The organism is Arthrobacter sp. CP30 (assembly GCF_053470025.1).
The window spans coordinates 10,105-27,356 of the sequence record NZ_JBQEMM010000019.1 but is presented as its reverse complement, the minus strand read 5'-3'; the positions used below and the strand labels follow the sequence as shown (position 1 = coordinate 27,356).

The window sequence follows — 17,252 nt, the reverse complement described above, 5'->3', positions numbered from 1 at the left end:
CCACCCCACCCACCCCATTCGAGGACGCACCACATGACCATGACCGCAGAACAGGCCACCTGGTTCGCCGGCACCTTCGACAAGCTCGTGGAGAACATCGGCGAGGCCGTGCTCGGCAAGACGTACGTGGTCCGCCTCGTCCTCACGGCGCTGTTGACCGAGGGTCATGTGCTCCTCGAGGACGCCCCGGGCACCGGCAAGACCATGCTCGCCCGGTCCCTGGCCGCGACGGTGCGGGGCAGCCACTCCCGCATCCAGTTCACCCCCGACCTCCTGCCCTCGGACGTCACCGGCGTGACGATCTACGACCAGAAGACGCAGAACTTCGAGTACCACCGGGGCCCCGTCTTCGCGAACATCGTCCTCGCCGACGAGATCAACCGGGCCTCGCCCAAGACGCAGTCCGCGCTCCTGGAGGTCATGGAGGAGTCCCGGGTGACGGTCGACGGCGTCAGCTACACCAACGAGCGGCCCTTCATGGTCATCGCCACCCAGAACCCGATCGAGCAGGCCGGGACCTACCGGCTGCCGGAGGCGCAGCTGGACCGCTTCCTCATCAAGACCGAGATCGGCTACCCCGACCACGCCTCCACCGTGAAGCTGCTGGGCGGCGCCGCCACACGGGACCGTTCGCTGGCGCTCACGCCGATCATCACCACGTCCGCCGTCGTGGAGATGGCGGACCTCGCCGCCGACACCCACGTGGACCCCGCCGTGCTCGACTACATCTCACGACTGACCGAGCAGACCCGCAGCGCGCCCGAGACACGGCTCGGCGTGAGCGTGCGCGGAGCCCTCGCGATGGTGCGCGCGGCGAAGGTCTGGGCCGCGGGGCAGGGCAGGCACTACGTGCTGCCGGACGACGTCAAGGAGCTGGCCCCCTTCGTGTGGACGCACCGCTTCGTCATGGACCCCGAGGCGGAGTTCGCTGGGGCGACGGCGGAAGCCGTCCTCCGCCGCGTCCTCGACGACGTCCCCGCGCCCCAGCAGCGCCTGTCCGCCTGACGGCTGCACCGACCGGATGAGGACAGCATGAGCTCCACCACGGCCCGCCGACCCCGCCGGTCCCGTGCGGCAGCGGACGGGACGACCGCGCAGCGGGCAGCGGCCGACCGCCCGCCGGCCGGCCGAGGGCAGGACCGGGCGGCACCTGGACGGCCGGCTGCCGGTCGAGGCGCGGTACGGGCGCCAGCCGGACGGACCACCGCCGGTCGCGTCGCGGCCTCCCGCATCGCTGCACTCCTGCGCCGAGCCCGAGAGCGCATCCGGCACGCCTCGGCACCGGTGACCGACGTCGTCGGGCCGCTCGGATGGTTGCTGCTCGGACTCGTCATGCTCCTCGCCACGCTCGGGACGGCCCTCGGCTGGGACGAGGCCGTCATCGCGGCGGTGCTGGGAGCCGTGCTGCTGCTCCTCGCCGTGGCCTTCATCCTGGGCCGCTCCGCCTACGAGGTGGAGCTGGACCTCGCCCGCACCCGCGTGGCGGTCGGCGACCGTGCCGTCGGCGGCGTCACCGTCGCGAACGCCTCGGACCGCACCCTGCTCCCGGCGTCGCTCGAGCTGCCTGTGGGGGCCTCCACCGCGCTGTTCCACCTGCCCCGGCTGCGGCCGGGGCAGGACCACGAGGACCTCTTCAGCATCCCGACCCAGCGTCGCGCGGTGATCGTCGTCGGGCCCGTCCGCTCGGTGCGACAGGACCCGCTCGGACTGCTCCGCCGGCAGGTGACCTGGACGGACCCGACGGACCTCTACGTCCACCCGCGCACCGCCCCGCTCACCGGCTCGGCGGCCGGTTTCATCAAGGACCTCGAAGGGCTCCCCACCAGGGAGCTCTCGAATGCCGACGTCTCCTTCCACGCGCTGCGCGAGTACGTGCCGGGCGACGACCGCCGTCACATCCACTGGAAGACCACCGCGCGCACCAACACCCTCATGGTCCGCCAGTTCGAGGAGACCCGGCGCTCGCACCTGGCCGTCGCCCTGTCGGTCACCACTGCCGAGTACGACGGCGAGGCGGCCTTCGAACTCGCGGTCTCGGTCGCCGCGTCGATCGGGCTGCAGGCGCTGCGCGAGCAGCGGAACCTGAGTGTCCTGACGCAGGACGGCCCGCTGCGCTCCGAGACCGGCCGTGCCCTGCTGGATGCCGTGACGCGTATCGAGGGCAGGGTCCTCCGCGCCACCGCCGTCGACCTCGCACGCACCACGGCCGACGCCGTCCCCAACGCCTCCGTGGTGTTCCTGGTGGTCGGCGCGTCGGTCACGCCGTCGCAGCTGCGCTCGGCCGCGGCCTCGATCCCGCCCGGCATCCGCTGCCTGGCGATCCGGTGCATCGACGGAGCACCCGCCGCACGGTCGTCCATCGGCGACCTGACGGTGCTGACCCTCGGGGACCTCGATGATCTGGCCCTCGTCCTGCGGAAGGCCGCGGCGTGAGTACCGTGCGGCCTGCCGGCCGCGCGGGGACGGACCTGCCCACCGACGTCAGGATCGAGGCCGGACGCGGCATCCCGGAGGGACATCCGGCCGACGGGCGATCCCCTGTCCCGCCCCTGCAGGGGATCATCGACGCCCTCGTGCTCCTCGTGCTCCTGGGTCTCGGTGTCCTCGCCCTCGGGCCCACCTTCGGCGACGACCCGCGCTACCTGGTCGCCGGCGTCGGGGGCGTGGTGCTCGGCCTCGCACTGGCGTGGGAAGGCGCCCGCCGGGGCTGGCGCGCCTGGCGCATGGCCAACGGTGCCGCGCTGACCTACCTCGTGGCAGGCAGCGCGCTGGCCGCACCCCAGGAAGCGCTGGGGGGTGTCCTGCCGACCCTGCAGTCGCTCCGCGTGATCGTGCTCGGCGTCGTCCTGTCCTGGAAGGACCTGCTCACCGTCGCACCGCCGGTCGGGACGGCGGGCGGCACGCTCGTGGTGCCCTTCCTGGCGGCGCTCGTGTGTGCGGCCGTGGCGGGGACACTGGCGTGGCGAGGTCGCGGGGCGGGCTGGACCCTGGTCCCGGTCCTCGTAGTGTTCGGCGGGTGCATCGCCCTCGGGACGGACCGGGTGTCCCTGCCGGCCGTCCGCGGTACGCTGCTCCTCCTGGTGGCCCTCGTCTGGCTGGCCTACCGGCGGGACCTCCAGCGGGTCGGTGCCACGCGCTCCCTCGTCCCGGCGGATCCGGTGGACCCGACCGGAGCGACCGTGGGGCGGAACAGGCGCCTCGCCCTCGGCGCAGGCATGCTCGCCGTGGGGACGCTGCTGACCCTCGCCGTCACACCGCTCGTGACGGGCGGCTCCGATCGCCAGGTCCTCCGGGACGTCGTCGAGCCTCCTGTGGACCTCTACGCCTACCCGAGCCCGCTGACGAGTTTCCGCACCTATGTGAAGGACAGCACCGACGACGTCCTCTTCACCGTCGAGGGGCTCCCCGAGGGCGAACGCCTCCGCCTGGCCGCCCTGGACACCTACGACGGCGTGGTCTACAACGTGGACCCGCAGGCCGCCGGGAGCTTCTCGCGAGTGGGTGACGCGGCCCGGCTGAGCGGGGCCGGCGGCGACCCGGTGAGCGGCATGCGTGCGCGGCTGTCCATCACGGTGGGCGACTACTCCGGTGTCTGGTTGCCGGCCGCCGGCGACGTCGAGGGCGTGCGTCTCGGGGGACCGCGCGGAGAGGACCTGGGCCGCGCGCTGTACTACAACGACGACGCGCGGACCGCGCTGTCCACCATCGGCGTCCAGGAGGGGGATGCCTACGAGGTCGACGCCGTCTTCCCCGAGAAGCTGAGCGACGAACAGCTCGCCCAGTACGACTTCGCCCAGCTCTCCCTGCCGCGCGTCGTGAACGATCCGCCGGTGATCGCGACGAAGTCCGCCGAGTACATCGGATCGACCGCGGAACCCCTCGAGCGCGCCCGCAGCCTCGAGCAGGTGCTCAGCGCCCAGGGATACTTCAGCAACGGGAAGGACGACGAGGCGCGGTCCCTGCCCGGTCACGGGGCGGCGCGCATGCTGTCCCTGCTCGACGCCGACGAGATGGTGGGCGACGACGAGCAGTACGCCGTCGCCATGGCCCTGATGGCGCGCAAGGCGGACATCCCGGCCCGCGTGGTCATGGGCTTCTACCCGGACTGGGACGAGGTCCAGGACCCCTCTGCCCCCCTGCAGATCACCGGTGAGGACGTGCACGCGTGGGTGGAGATCGCGTTCGACGGCGCCGGGTGGGTCCCCTTCGACCCCACGCCCCCGGAGGACAACGAACCGGTACCGCCGCAGCAGCAGCCGAAATCCTCGCCGAAGCCGCAGGTCCTGCAGCCCCCGCCGCCACCGCAGGAACCGGCCGAACTGCCGCCGGACGCCGCCCCCGAGGCCCAGGACGCGGAGGACCGCGAGAAGGACCTCCTCGACGAGCTGGCCCCGGTGCTGACACTGATCGGCCTCGCCGCGATCCCCCTCGTCCTGCTGGTGCTGCCCCTCGTGGTCGTCGCAGGGCTCAAGGCACGACGCCGTAGGCGGCGCCGGTTCACGGGCGAGCCCGCCCAGCGGGTCGGCGGCGGCTGGAGCGAGGTCCTGAGTCTCGCGACGGACCTCGGTGCCGAGCCGGATCCACGGGCGACCCGACGCGAGAGCGCCGCCGCCCTCGGCGCCGCCTTCCCGTCCGGCCGGGCCGGCACGGCGGTCCTCGCCCGGCGGGCCGACGCGGGGATCTTCGCGTCCGGGCAGCCCTCCGAGGAGGAGGTCGAGGACTACTGGCGATCGGTCGACGCCTCCCTCGGCGACCTCAGAGGATCCGTCGGGTACTGGAAGCGGCAGCGCGCCCGCTACTCGCCCCGATCGCTGCGCCGGGAGCGGCGACTGCGCGCCGACGCGCGCCGGCGTGACGCGAAGGGTGCTGACGGCCCGCCGACGTCCTCCGCCCCGGGCCGACGGGCAGAGGGCAGAATGGGGTCATGACCGACCATCGAGCCCGCCCTGCCGCGACACCCCCTCCGCTTCGCCGGCCCGCTCCCGGGAACCACCATGAGTGAGCCGCAGGCCCACGGCTCGCACGCCGTCGACCTCGGAGCTGCGTCGGGCAGTGGTGCGTCGAGCGCGCACGGTACCGCGGACCAGGGCGGAACGGGGTACGGCGCAGGCGGCGGCCCCGCTGTCCCGGCCGACGCCGACCCCGAGCGCGACGACGCCCGCCGCTCCTCACCGAGCCTCGGCATCCGCCTGACGTACGGGTTCGGTACGGATCGGGGTCTCCGCCGCGAGCTGAACGAGGACTCCTTCATCGCCGTGGAGCCCGTCTTCGCCGTGGCCGACGGCATGGGCGGCCATGAGGCCGGCGAGGTGGCCAGCAGCATCTGCGTACGGACGCTGGGCGCCAGCAGCATCATCGGCAGCAGGGCGCCGCAGTTCACCGCGAACGATCTCGAGGACCTCATCCGGGACGCGGACCAGCGCATCCGCAGCGAGGCGGGCGGCCACGCGGGCACCACGCTGACCGGCGCCGTGCTCGTCGAGGAATCCGGCGCGCCCTACTGGCTCTTCTTCAACGTGGGCGATTCCCGGACGTACCGCCTCAGCGGTGGAACCTTCGGCCAGATCTCCGTGGACCATTCCGAGGTCCAGGAACTGGTGGACATCGGCCGCATCACGGAGGAGGAGGCGCGCACGCACCCGCGCCGGCACGTCGTCACGCGGGCGCTCGGGACGGGTGACGACGCCGAGGCGGACTTCTGGCTCATGCCCGTCGAGGAGGGCGACCGCATCCTCCTGTGCTCCGACGGGCTGAGCGGGGAGGTCACGGACGACGGTATCTGCACCATCCTCAGCACCGTGGAGGACCCGCAGGAGGCCTGCGACGAGCTGATCGCCGCGACCCTCCGGTCCGGCGCGCGGGACAACGTCACCGTGATCGTGATCGACGCGAGCGATCTCGGCGGCCACGACGCGGACGCCATCACGGTGCCGCGGGGCGGCCTCTTCGCCGCGGACGGGGACGCCCGGCTTCCCGGTGCGCCGGCGTGAACCCTGCACCGCTCGGGTACAGCCCGGGGGAGTGGCTCTGCCTCGTCCGGCACGGGCTCGTCGCCGTCGTCCCGCGATCGACGCCCGTCGAGGACCTGGAGCGCCTGTGGCAGGCGTTGCTTCCGGGCGTCTCGCTCGGACACCTGCTGCCGGTCGCCGCACGCGGGCTGGGTGCCGGACTCGACGCGGTGCCGCCCTTCGCGCTCCTGGCCGTCGGTGAGGACCTGCACGTGATGCTGCGGGGTCCGTTCGCTCTGACGACGGGGGAGCAGGGGGCGGAGACGGCGCGGGTGGCCGGGGGCGGACGCATCACCACGTGGACGGAGAGCGTCATCGAGGGTGGTGGCCGCGGGGCCTTCGAGCTCGCCTGCGGTGAAGCCGTGCCGCCGGGCCCGCTGTATCCGATGGAGTCGGGCATGGTGCTGGCCTCGGTCATCCGTGGCGGTACGCGCGTCCCGGGCACGCCCGACGTCGTCCGGGTCTCCGGTGCCGACGGGGTGTCCGGCAGCCCCGCGCGGGAGGCCGTGGTGCCCGTGACCCGCCCACCGGCTGCGGACCCACCCCGGCCGACCGACCCGGTGCCCGTTCGGCCCGCCCGTCCGGTGAAGACCCTGATCGACTCCATCCCTTGGCTGCGCGCCGATGCGGAGGGCGCGGGCTCCGGAGCGAGCGACGTCCGGACCACCGACGACGGGACCGCCGTGGCCGCGAGGCCCGCCGATGCCGGCGTCCGGACCACCGACGACGGGACCGCCGTGGCCGCGAGGCCCGCCGATGCCGATACCGACGCCGATGCCGACGCCGATGGGCCACGCTCCGCACCGATCCTTGCAGGCATGAGCGATCACGACGGTGACACGATCATGGGTCCGCCCTCGCCCGATGTGGATTCCGACCAAGCGGACGAGCGGATACCGGAAGTACCAGCACCTGCGGTGCCGGTATCTGCAGCGCCGGTACCGGAGGCTCCGGGTGAGGCGGAGGGCCGGAGGCCGACCGCCCCGCAGGCCGTGGGTGACGCCGACTCCGCGGACACGATCGTCCGGCCCGGCGCCGCTGGTCCCGATGCCCAGGAGCGCTCGCTCCGGTCGCCGTCGAGCCCGGGTACGGGTCCGCTGGTCGTGGCACGCCTGTGCCGTCAGGGGCACGCCAACGCGCCCACCCGTACCGTGTGCAGCCACTGCGGGTCCGGACTGAACGACGAGACGGAACAGGTGCGGCGCCCGAGCCTCGGACAGGTGCGGCTGAGCACAGGAGAGGTGTTCGAGCTCGACCGGTCGCTGGTGTTCGGGCGGCAGCCCTCCGTCTCGCGCGTCGCCGGCCGGGAGATGCCGCGGCTCGTGCAGGTGCCGAGCGGCGGTGGTGACATCTCACGCTCGCACGTCGAGGTGCGCCTGGACGGCTGGCACGTCCTGCTCTGCGACCTGCGGGCCACCAACGGCACGCTGCTGCTCCGAGCAGGCCAGCCACCGCGCCGGCTCGGCGAGGGCGAGACGGCCTTCCTGCTCGACGGCGACGTCGCCCAGCTGGCCGACGACGTCTCCCTGCGCTTCGAGGGACTGCCGTGAGCCCGAAGCGACTGCCGGCGCCGCCTCCCGCCCTTCCCGGGTACCGCTACGTCAGCCTCCTGGGCTCCGGCGGTTTCGCCGACGTCTACCTGTACGAGCAGGACCGCCCGCGTCGACGGGTCGCCGTCAAGGTGCTCCTCTCGGACCTGCGCACCGACGGCGCACGCCGGGCCTTCGAGGCGGAGGCGAATCTGATGGCGCAGCTGTCCTCCCACCCGTACATCGTCACCATCTTCGAGGCGGACACCACGGCGGACGGGCACTCCTACCTCGCCATGGAGTACTGCTCCCGGCCCAGCCTCGACGTCCGCTACCGCAGCGGCCCGCTCTCGGTCGCGGAGGCACTGACGGTGGGCGTCCAGGTGGCGTCGGCGGTCGAGTCGGCGCACCGCGCGGGGATCGTCCACCGCGACATCAAGCCGGCCAACATCCTCGTCACGGACTACAACCGTCCCGCCCTCACCGACTTCGGGATCTCGGGCACCATCGGCGGGACGGGCGATGTGCAGGACCACGGCATGTCCGTCCCGTGGTCACCGCCCGAGGTGTTCGGGGACGAGGCGGTGGACGGCGTGCTCGCGGACGTGTGGTCCCTGGGTGCCACCGTCTACACCCTGCTCGGCGGTCACTCACCCTTCGTGCAGCCGGGGGCGGACAACGGGCAACTCGCACTGATGGACCGGATCGGATCTGCACCGTTGCGCCGGACGCACCGCGAGGACGTCCCGGACTCCCTCGAACTGGCGCTCGCCACGGCGATGTCCAAGCAGCCGTCGTCGCGCTTCCCCTCGGCCTACTCGTTCGGACTGACGCTGCAGCGCATCCAGACCGAGCTCGGATTCTCGGTCACGCCCTTCGAGGTCCTCGACGAGACCGGGGACACGGTCGGCGAGGACGACGGCGAGGAGGCGACGCGCGTACGGCGCGTCCTGTCGATCGACCCCGGCGCCGGCTCGCCCAGGCCGACCTTCGCCGACGCGCCGACCACCCGCCCCGCGACCCCCCGGTTCCTGCCCGTTCGGACGGGGCAGGACGCAGCGCAGGGGGATCCGGACGGGGGACGGACGGTTCTCCGCGGATCCTCCGCCGTTCGCGGTACCGGCACGTCATCCGGTCAGACGGGAGCGGATACGGGCACCACGGGTCGCACGACGTCGTCGACCCTCCCGTCCGGGGCGGAAGCCACGCCGCCCGACGCTCCGGGACGCGGGGCACGGCCCGCACGCAGTACATCCGCTCTGCTCGCGGCGGGCGCCGCCGTCGTGGGCGGGATCGTGATCGCCGCGATCGCCCTGGGCGGGACGGACGAGGACACCGGGCCGCCGCCGGGCTTCACGCAACCCCCCGCCGACCCGCTCGCGGGCGTGGAGGGCAACGTGCCCCCGCCCGAAGCGGTGCAGGGCAGCGCGGACGGAGACTCGGTCACCTTCAGCTGGACCAATCCCGACCCGCGGGACGGGGACGTCTACCGATTCCGCACCGTCACGGTGCGGGAGACGTCCGACTGGACCCGGACGCTGCAGACCACCGCCTCGGTGCCGGCGGACCCGTCCGGTACCACGTGCATCGACGTCCAGACAGCGCGCGGCAACGGCCAGGGGTCGGAGCCTGCGGCCGCGTGCTGGCCCGAACAGCCCGAACAGCCCGAATGACGCGGAGAGGATGACCATGGGGGAGCTTGCGCTCGACTACTGCGGGGAGTGGCACGAGCCGCCCGACGACGCCGTGTTCAGCATCGGCAGGGAGGGTGACCTGGCGGTGGACGAGAACCCGTACCTCCACCGGCAGTTCCTGGAGATCGCCCGGCAGAACGGCATCTGGTGGCTGTCGAACGTGGGCAGCATGATCTCGGCGACCGTCGCGGACACCACCGGCGGCATGCAGGCCTGGGTCGCGCCGGGTGCGCGCATCCCCATCGTCTTCGGCCAGACGCGGGTCGTCTTCACCGCCGGACCGACCACCTACGAGTTCGACATCCACCTGCGGACCCCTGCCTTCCGGCAGCAGGCGAGGGCTGAGGACAGCGGCGGAGCGGCCACGATCGGACCCGTGCGGTTCACCGATGCCCAGAAGGCGGTGATTGTCGCGCTCGCGGAACCCCTGCTGCGGCGTGAAGGCACCGGCTACAGCGCCATCCCCTCGTCCGCCCAGGCTGCCGAGACGCTCGGGTGGGCGCTGACCCGCTTCAACCGCAAGCTGGACAACGTGTGCGACAAGCTGGATCGGGTGGGTGTGGCGGGACTTCGCGGCGGAGCGGGCAGGCTGGCGACCAACAGGCGTGCACGGCTCGTCGAGCACGCGATCACCTCCCACCTCGTCACCGCCGAGGATCTCGGCCTGCTCGACACCCAGCAGGGCCGCGCCGAGGACGAATGATCCCCCGGAGGGGTGGCGGAGGAACCGGCACCGCGCCCACCTAGAATCAGGACGGTCGGTGTCGCACGGTGAGGGGGACGTCCCTGCACGGCACCCCCAGGAAGACAGGACCCATCCCATGGCCCCGAAGCTCGTCAACGCCCTCGCCCGACAGCGTGTCATCGCCAAGGTCCTGGACGCCGTCCTGCCCGCGCTGGCAGTCGCGGTCGCCCTCCTGGTCGGTGGCGGGACCACGGCGGTGCTGACGGCCTCGGGTCTGGCGCTGCTGTACTGGATCGGCGTGCTCGTCTGGGAGTCGGTGTCGGGACGGACGCCGGGAAACGTGGTGGTGGGCCTCAGGACCGTCGGTCCCGCCGGTGGGCCCCCGGGATTCGGTCCCGTCCTCGTCAGGGCGCTGGCCCTGGCCGCTGCCTCGATCGTCCCGCTGGTCGGTCCCGTCGTGGTGCTCGTCTCCAACCTCTGGGACCGTGACGGGCAGCGGAGGGGCTGGCACGACAAGCTGGTGGGGACCTATGTGGTGGATGTCCGCGCAGGCCGCGATCCGCTGGTCACCGGAGGCATCGACGGACCCCCTGCGCGCGACGTCGCGCACGGCGAGGATGCAGGCATCGGACCGGTACCGGTCCGAGCGGACGCGGCTGTCAGCGGCCGGTCCGGCGACGGGGTGGAGAACCTGGTGCTCGCCGGACGCAGGCTGCCGGGGCAACAGGTCGGGGGCCCGACGGACCGTTTCGCGCCGTCGAATCCGCCACCGGGATCGGGTACGGCGGGAGAAGACCCGACCGGGACGACCGCCGCGGAGGCTGCAGCGGGACCGGCAACGACTCCGTCGGGAGACTCAGCAGCCGATCTCGCGACCGGGGTCGTTCCGCGGGCACCCGCCGCGGAGGCTGCAGCGGGACCTGCCGATGGCGCTGACCGGGCCTTCGCCGGCGTCACCGCATCCGCACCCGCCGGCAGTGCTGCTGCGCCCGACGTCGCCGTCGGCACGACCTGGGCACCCGATGAGGGGCACGCGGGCGGTCGCTCCGCGCCCGGTCCTGACGTGTCGGCGGGCGACCCGGCCGTCCCCGTGCTGCGTGTGCTCGTCTTCGACGACGGCACGGAGGTCGAGATCGCCGGGCAGGCCCTGATCGGCCGTAATCCGGAACCGCGGGCCGGGGAGTCGGTCAACTACCTCATCAATTTCGCCGATCTCAACCGGTCCGTCTCGAAGACCCACGTGCATGTGGGCGTGGACGACGGTGCGGTCTGGGTGACCGACCGCGGTTCCACCAACGGCAGCTTCCTCCTGGACCAGACCGGGGTGGAGCAGCCGCTCCACCCCGAGGTGCCGATGCTGCTGCCCTCGGGGTGCGGCGTCCGCTTCGGCGACAGACGGTTCACCGTCCGCTAGCTCTGCCCGGCCGGTCAACCAGTCAGCCGGTCATCCTGCCGCCGCGCCCGCCAGCCCGTCAGCCGGTCAGCCCGGCAACACGAGGGCCAGCGCCCCCACCAGGGAGGCATAGGCCTCGAGGGGGTGCTGCCGTCCCGGGATCTCCTCCTGCGCATACTGCACGGCGAGGGACTGGGCGGGAGCAGCCCCGAGGGGCCGCGCATCCCCGCCGGACCCCGATGCGAGGCGCGCAGCGGGTGCGGCGCCGGTCGCAGCGCGTGCCTCCGGACCGAAGAGGGGACGGCGGGAACTGTGGAGCCGGTGAAGCGCGCCGGCCGGGTCAGGCCCGTGTAGCCCACCCCGTGCCCGACGAGCGCCGTGCGTGCCCGTGCCGCGTACAGCGCCCCGGCGAATCCGGCCAGGTCCGCGGAGGAGAGGGGGTCGTCGCTCTCTGCCAGGATCTCGACCGATTCGACCACGGCGTCGGAGGTGCGCTCGACGGTCAGCACCCCGATCGCCGGGACGGGGCTGCTGCTGCCGGTGCGACCACGACCCGCGGCACCGACGGGCGACGGCGTGCGCCAGGGCTTCCGCCAGCGGGTCGGTGCGGGGCACGTTGGCTGATGTATGCAGGTCCTGCCACCACACCGGCGTCCGACCGGCGACGGACCGTCGGCGGCGACCGGGGAGGTGAAGAGGTCCGGGATGCCGACGGATCCCTCCGGTGCCGAGACGTCGGCGCCGGGGTGCAGCCTCGCGAGCTCCGCCGTCGTGTGGACGAGCTTCGCCCGCTCGACGACGAGGAGAGTCACCGACCGGTCGTCGAGCAGTTCCAGATAATGCCCGTCCTCGGAGGGTCGTACGTCGACGGAGTCGACCACGTGACGCAGGGCCTCGATGACGACTTCTCCGGTCGGCTCGTCGACGGACAGCACGATCCAGTCACTGCTCATGCCTACTCCTCCTGTGCGCCCGGTGACACGGAGACCGCTGCCGGCTCGTTCCACAAGAGCTGCACCGTCTGGACCGGCCGTCCGGCCTGGACCAGTTGACCGCGCCCGGGCGGGAGTGCGCGAGCCCTGACCCCGCTGACCAGGGGGCCTTCGCCGCGGTCGCCGGAGAGGACGAGGGCCGCCGTCCCCGAGTCGCGGAGTGAGCTGGAGAAGGTCTCGTACAGGCCTCGCGACGAGCCCCGCACGCGTCGGGTGAGGACGGCATGGAGGCCGATCTCGCCGGCGAGGGGGAGATAGGGTGCCAGCCGCGCGAGGGGAGCCGAACCACCGGCGGTCAGGATGTCGTAGTCGTCGATGACCAGGACGATGCGCGGCATCGACTGCACGGCGGCCCGGCCTGCTCCGGTGCGCTTGTCCAGCTCGGTGGCGACGGCGGCCGCGAGCTGCTCTGCCAGGGCGGCGCTGGTCGCATAGCCGCCGAGGTAGGAATCCGGGACCTGGTCGGCCAGGGTGCGGCGGGGGTCGAAGACCGCGAGGACCACGTCGTCCGCCGTGTGCTGTGCCACCATGCTGCGGATGACGGAGCGGAGGACGTTGGTCTTGCCCGACCCCTCGTCGCCCAGGACCATCAGGTGCCGCTCGCGCAGCTCGAGGTCGAGGTACTCGACGTCGAGGTCCGCCTCGCGGAGGCCGAGGGGGACCAGCGCCTGCCGCTCGGGGACGGCGACCGTGGACGCGGCCACGGTCTCGGGCAGGACCCTGACACGCATGGCCCGCTGGTCCGTCGAGGACGCGACCGCGGCCACGAGATCGCGCATGCCCTGGACCGCCGTGTCCTCGTCGGAGACACCGTCGATGCGGGGGAGCGCGAAGTGCCCCTGGAGCCTGTTCGCGGCCAGGCCGCGCCCGGGACGTCCCAGGCTGACGGCGTCGGCGGTCTTCCGGCCGTGGGCGGACTCGCCCGGATCCGCGAGCCTGAGTTCGATCCGGTTACCGAAGAAGCTCTGCTGCGAGATGCGGATCTCGTTCATGCGCGAGGACGTCGTCACCACGTGCAGGCCGTATCCGCCGCCACGGGCGATGAGCGAGTGCACCTGCTTCTCGATGTCCTCGAACTCGTCCGTCAGCTGGCCGTAGCCGTCCAGGACCAGGACGACGTCGGCGCTGGTCACCTCGGGGACCTGGCCCTGCGCACACATGCGGCGCAGGGTCGGCAGGGAGTCGATCTGGTACCGCTCGAAGAGCCGCTCACGCTCGGTCAGCATGGCGAGGAGCTCGTCGATGGTGCGGCGGATCACCTCGCGATTGCTGCGCACGGCCACCCCGCCCACGTGGGGCAGACCCTCGAGGGCCATCAGCGAGCTGCCGAGCAGGTCGATGCCGTAGACACCCACCTCGGCCGGGCTGTGGGTCAGTGCGAGGCCGGCCACGATGGTGCGGAGCGCCGTGCTCTTGCCCGTCTGCGGACCGCCCACGATCGCGAGGTTCCCGCCGTTGGCGGACAGGTCGAGCTCCCACACGCCCTGCCACTGGTGTGCCGGGTCGTCGAGGAGCCCGACGCCGATCCGGAGGGGGGCGGTCCGGGTCATGGCGTGGCCGAGACGGAGCCCCTGGCTCGTCGTCTGGATCCCCCCGGCCGCGGCGTCGAGCGAGATGCCGGCCGGCAGCGGAGGAAGCCAGATGGGGTTGACGGCGCGCGGGAAGGTGGACAGCGTCTCCATCAGGGTCGAGAGCACGGTGGGGCCCGTGGTCCGCTTCGATCCGCTGGTCGACTGCGGTGCCGGCGCCTCCCTGGCCGCCGGGTTCGAGGAGAGGAGGGTGGCGGCGTACCGCGGGACCTCGAGCACCTCGTCCAGCTCCCCGCCGTCGTCCTCGTGCTCCTGTTCCTCGAGCAGCGCGTCGAGCGGGCCCGAGACGTAGCCCGCCTTGAATCTCGTGTAGGTGGTGGTGTCCACCTTGAGGTAGCCGAACCCCGGCACAGGGGGCAGGTGGAAGGCATCGGGAGTCTCGAGCACGGTCCTGCTCTCGGCCTCGGACAGCGTACGGAGGCCGATGCGGTAGGACAGGTACGTATCGAGTCCCCGGAGCTTGCCGGCCTCGATGCGCTGGCTGGAGAGGAGGAGATGCACGCCGATGGACCGTCCGATCCGTCCGATGGACAGGAAGAGGTCGATGAAGTCGGGGCGGGCGGTGAGCAGCTCGCCGAACTCGTCGATGATGACGACGAGGTGCGGCAGGGGCGGCAGGTCCTCCCCGTGCGCCTTCCGCTCCTGCCGATGCAGCTGGTAGTCGGTGATGTTCGCGAGGTTCCCCGCGGACTTCAGGACTTCCTGGCGGCGCTGGATCTCGCCGGCGAGGCTGGCGTACACCCGCTCGATCAGGCTGAGGTCGTCGGAGAGGTTGGTGATCACACCGGTGACCTGCGGTGCCCGTTCGAAGGGTGCGAAGGTGGCGCCGCCCTTGTAGTCGACGAGCACCATGGCGAGCGTCTCGGGAGGGTGGGTGGCCAGGAGCCCGACGACGAGGCTCCGCAGCATCTCGCTCTTGCCCGATCCCGTGGCCCCGATGCACAGGCCGTGCGGGCCCTGGCCGAACTGGGCCGCCTCCTTGAGGTCGAGCAGCGTCGGTCGTCCGCGGTCGTCCGCGCCGAGGGGCACACGGAGGAAGTCGACCTCGCTGCGCGGCTGCCAGAGCCGGCGGATGTCCTCGGTCCCGAGTTCAGGGGTCAGTCCCAGCATCTCGAGGAACCCCACCGAGCTCTCGGACGCGTCGTGTTCGAGGGAGTCGGGGGACAGCCGCAACGGTGCCAGATCGCGGGCCACCGCCTCTGCCGTGGGAACCGGGAGGTCGTCGAGGATGCCGCGCTCGACGAGGGGGTCGACGCTGTCCACCCGGTAGTTCTCGACCATGAAGCCGTCCGGGGTCTCACTGATGCGCAGCGCCACCTCACCCGGCTCCTGCAGCCTGTCGGCCACCAGATGCACGGTGGTGATGCCGAGCTGACCCGGCGCGGCGTGGGTGTCGGGCAGGTGCAGTTCCACCGGTAGGCGTCCGTAGGCGTCCACCACCACGAGGAGGCGGGGCAGCGCAGCGCCGACACCGCCGCGGAGGAAGTTCTTGCGGGACTCGGCAGCGAGGCTCGACCGTTCGAGGAGATCCTCGCGGAGGAGGTCGGAGAGGTGCTCGACCGTCGGTGCGAGCCGGCGCACCGGTCCTGTCCGGTGGGTCTTCTGCTGGTCGGCGAGGTGCGGGAGCCAGGTCGCCCACTCCCAGTCGGGGCGCTCCTGTTCGTCGCAGGCGATCGCGAGGAGCAGGTCCTCGGGGGAGTGGAAGGACGCGGTCTCGGCGACGAGCAGCCGCCCGACCTGCAGCACGAACGCGCGGGAACCGATCACGCTGACGTTTCCGGCACAGTCGAGGGGCAGCGTGATGGGCAGGTCCGGGCTCGACTCGTAGCGCTGCCTGAGCAGCTCCAGCTCCGTCGTCATGAACGTGTCGGCCTGCTGCAGGGCGGACCCCGCGTTGGCGACGTGGATCTCGCGGTTGCGCCTCGGGCCCGTGCCGAGGCGCACACGCAGGAAGTCCTCGTTGGCACGCCGGCGTTCCCACAACCGCTGGGGGTTGCGGATGATGTCGAAGAGGGCGTCCGGCGGGGGACTGCCGACCCTGGCGATGCGCTCGGCGAGCTGCTCCTCGGCGCGTAGCTGGGTCCTCGCGCGCTCCAGGTACTCGAGGTAGTCCTCCCGCTGCTCCCGCCGCTGCCGGCCCTGCTTGCCCCGCTGGCTCACCATCATGACCACCGAGGCGAGCACGGTGACGATCATCATGAGTGCGCCGACGGCGGCCAGGGAGGATCCCCTGAAGAGCATCATCACGGTCATCGACAGGCCCGCGCCGAGCAGCGGGACGAGGGACATCATGTTCATCCCGCCCCCGCCGGATTCGACGGGTGGTGGGGCGTCCAGGCTGAAGGGCGGAAGCTGGCGGGCCGGTTGCGTGGTGCGGGCCGGCCGGTGCACGATCCGCACGCTCATCGGACGCCTCCGTCGATCGCCAGGTGCAGCGCGCGGGACGCGAGTTCGCTCACCTGCAGCCGCGTCCTCCGCGCGAGCAGCGCCAGGTCCAGTTCCACTCCGGCCGCGAGGTGCCGGTCGTAGTCGAGGTGGACCGCGGGGATGCCCGCCCCGCTCAGCCGCGCGGCCTGGCGTGCGGGGTCCAGGGCGGCGCGGTCATCCACACGGACGACGACGACGAGCAGCGGCACGTACCCGGGCTCGCCCGGTTGCGGCCACCGGTAGGTGACGGCGAGGGCGTCCTCGATCCCTGCGACGGACGCCGGGGTCACGAGGAGGGCGGCGTGAGCCTGGTCGACGGCCCAGACGGTCGTGGGGAGCTCCATCCCCGCGCCGCAGTCGTAGACGGTGACGGGACAGAACCGGGAGACGGTGCGGGCCAGGCCCGTCGCGTCCTCCGTGCGCGTCCCGGCGAAGGGCGGCACCGTGAGGCGGGCGGCCCCGCTCCCCGCGACCAGGAGGTTCTCCTGTGCCCTGCCCATGACCCCTGCGAGCCCGTCGACGGTGGCCACGGGTCCCGAGGCGATGAGCTCGGCGGCGGACGGCGCGCATTCGAGGCCCAGCCTGAGGCTGAGGGTGCCGAGACCGGTACCGGCGTCGATCGCCGCGATGGTGTCCGAGCGCATGGCCGCGAACACGCGTGCGAGGAGCGCGGCCGTCGTCGTCCTCCCGGCTCCGCCGCGCGATCCGATGACGGCGATACGCCGCCCGGTGGTCACGGGGGCCTGGGTGCCCGCCGCCGCCCGGGTGAGCTCCTCGCCATAGGCGTCGCTGCGGAAGAGGTCGGTGACGTTCTGCACCAGGGTCCGCAGCGGACCGTCCGCGGGACGCGTCCTGAGGACCCTCCGGAGGCGTTCCTCCGGCGTCTCGAAGGAGCCGGTGCCACGAGGGACGGGGTTGGAAGAGGTCGTCACGGC

11 protein-coding genes are annotated in these 17,252 nt (G+C 72.6%); 8 read left to right on the top strand and 3 right to left on the bottom strand.

The window, feature by feature from the left end:
- Window positions 1-33 precede the first annotated feature (33 nt).
- The 8 genes from ACTIMO_RS16900 (at window position 34) to ACTIMO_RS16865 (ending at window position 11,330) form a co-directional block, all read left to right on the top strand.
- Window positions 34-1,005, top strand: coding sequence for an AAA family ATPase (locus ACTIMO_RS16900; protein WP_448183167.1), 972 nt, complete (start codon window positions 34-36; stop codon window positions 1,003-1,005).
- Between the two features lie 27 nt (window positions 1,006-1,032).
- A complete protein-coding gene (locus tag ACTIMO_RS16895; protein ID WP_448183166.1) occupies window positions 1,033-2,433 on the top strand; it encodes a DUF58 domain-containing protein in 1,401 nt (466 codons plus the stop codon).
- Window positions 2,430-4,928 carry a transglutaminase family protein gene (locus tag ACTIMO_RS16890; protein WP_448183165.1) on the top strand — a complete coding sequence of 833 codons (2,499 nt, stop codon included), beginning with the start codon at window positions 2,430-2,432 and terminating at the stop codon, window positions 4,926-4,928. The genes ACTIMO_RS16895 and ACTIMO_RS16890 overlap by 4 nt, the downstream gene beginning before the upstream one ends.
- Window positions 4,929-4,994: 66 nt before the next feature.
- The gene (locus tag ACTIMO_RS16885; RefSeq protein ID WP_448183164.1) at window positions 4,995-5,990 is read left to right on the top strand and encodes a PP2C family protein-serine/threonine phosphatase; all 996 of its coding nucleotides are present in this window, start codon (window positions 4,995-4,997) and stop codon (window positions 5,988-5,990) included.
- Window positions 5,987-7,558: a hypothetical protein gene (locus ACTIMO_RS16880; protein WP_448183163.1), complete on the top strand. Its 1,572-nt coding sequence runs from the start codon at window positions 5,987-5,989 to the stop codon at window positions 7,556-7,558. The genes ACTIMO_RS16885 and ACTIMO_RS16880 overlap by 4 nt, the downstream gene beginning before the upstream one ends.
- The gene (locus tag ACTIMO_RS16875; protein ID WP_448183162.1) at window positions 7,555-9,210 is read left to right on the top strand and encodes a serine/threonine-protein kinase; all 1,656 of its coding nucleotides are present in this window, start codon (window positions 7,555-7,557) and stop codon (window positions 9,208-9,210) included. Before ACTIMO_RS16880 ends, ACTIMO_RS16875 begins: the two co-directional genes overlap by 4 nt.
- Before the next feature lie 16 nt (window positions 9,211-9,226).
- Complete coding sequence (locus tag ACTIMO_RS16870; protein WP_422391564.1) at window positions 9,227-9,934, top strand: hypothetical protein; 708 nt, start codon at window positions 9,227-9,229, stop codon at window positions 9,932-9,934.
- A 118-nt stretch (window positions 9,935-10,052) separates the two neighbouring features.
- Complete coding sequence (locus tag ACTIMO_RS16865; protein WP_448183161.1) at window positions 10,053-11,330, top strand: RDD family protein; 1,278 nt, start codon at window positions 10,053-10,055, stop codon at window positions 11,328-11,330.
- Window positions 11,331-11,344: 14 nt separating this feature from the next.
- On the opposite strand, the gene ACTIMO_RS16860 is transcribed toward ACTIMO_RS16865, so the two are convergent.
- The 3 genes from ACTIMO_RS16860 to ACTIMO_RS16850 are packed head-to-tail and all read right to left on the bottom strand — an operon-like array spanning window position 11,345 to window position 17,249.
- On the bottom strand, window positions 11,345-12,262 hold the full coding sequence (locus ACTIMO_RS16860; protein WP_448183160.1) for a hypothetical protein: 918 nt from the start codon (window positions 12,260-12,262) through the stop codon (window positions 11,345-11,347).
- A gap of 2 nt (window positions 12,263-12,264) precedes the next feature.
- Entirely contained in the window at window positions 12,265-16,296 is a 4,032-nt protein-coding gene (gene eccCa / locus ACTIMO_RS16855) for a type VII secretion protein EccCa (RefSeq protein ID WP_448183159.1), read from the bottom strand.
- On the bottom strand, window positions 16,293-17,249 hold the full coding sequence (locus tag ACTIMO_RS16850; protein ID WP_448183158.1) for a hypothetical protein: 957 nt from the start codon (window positions 17,247-17,249) through the stop codon (window positions 16,293-16,295). The genes eccCa and ACTIMO_RS16850 overlap by 4 nt, the downstream gene beginning before the upstream one ends.
- Window positions 17,250-17,252: the final 3 nt, after the last annotated feature.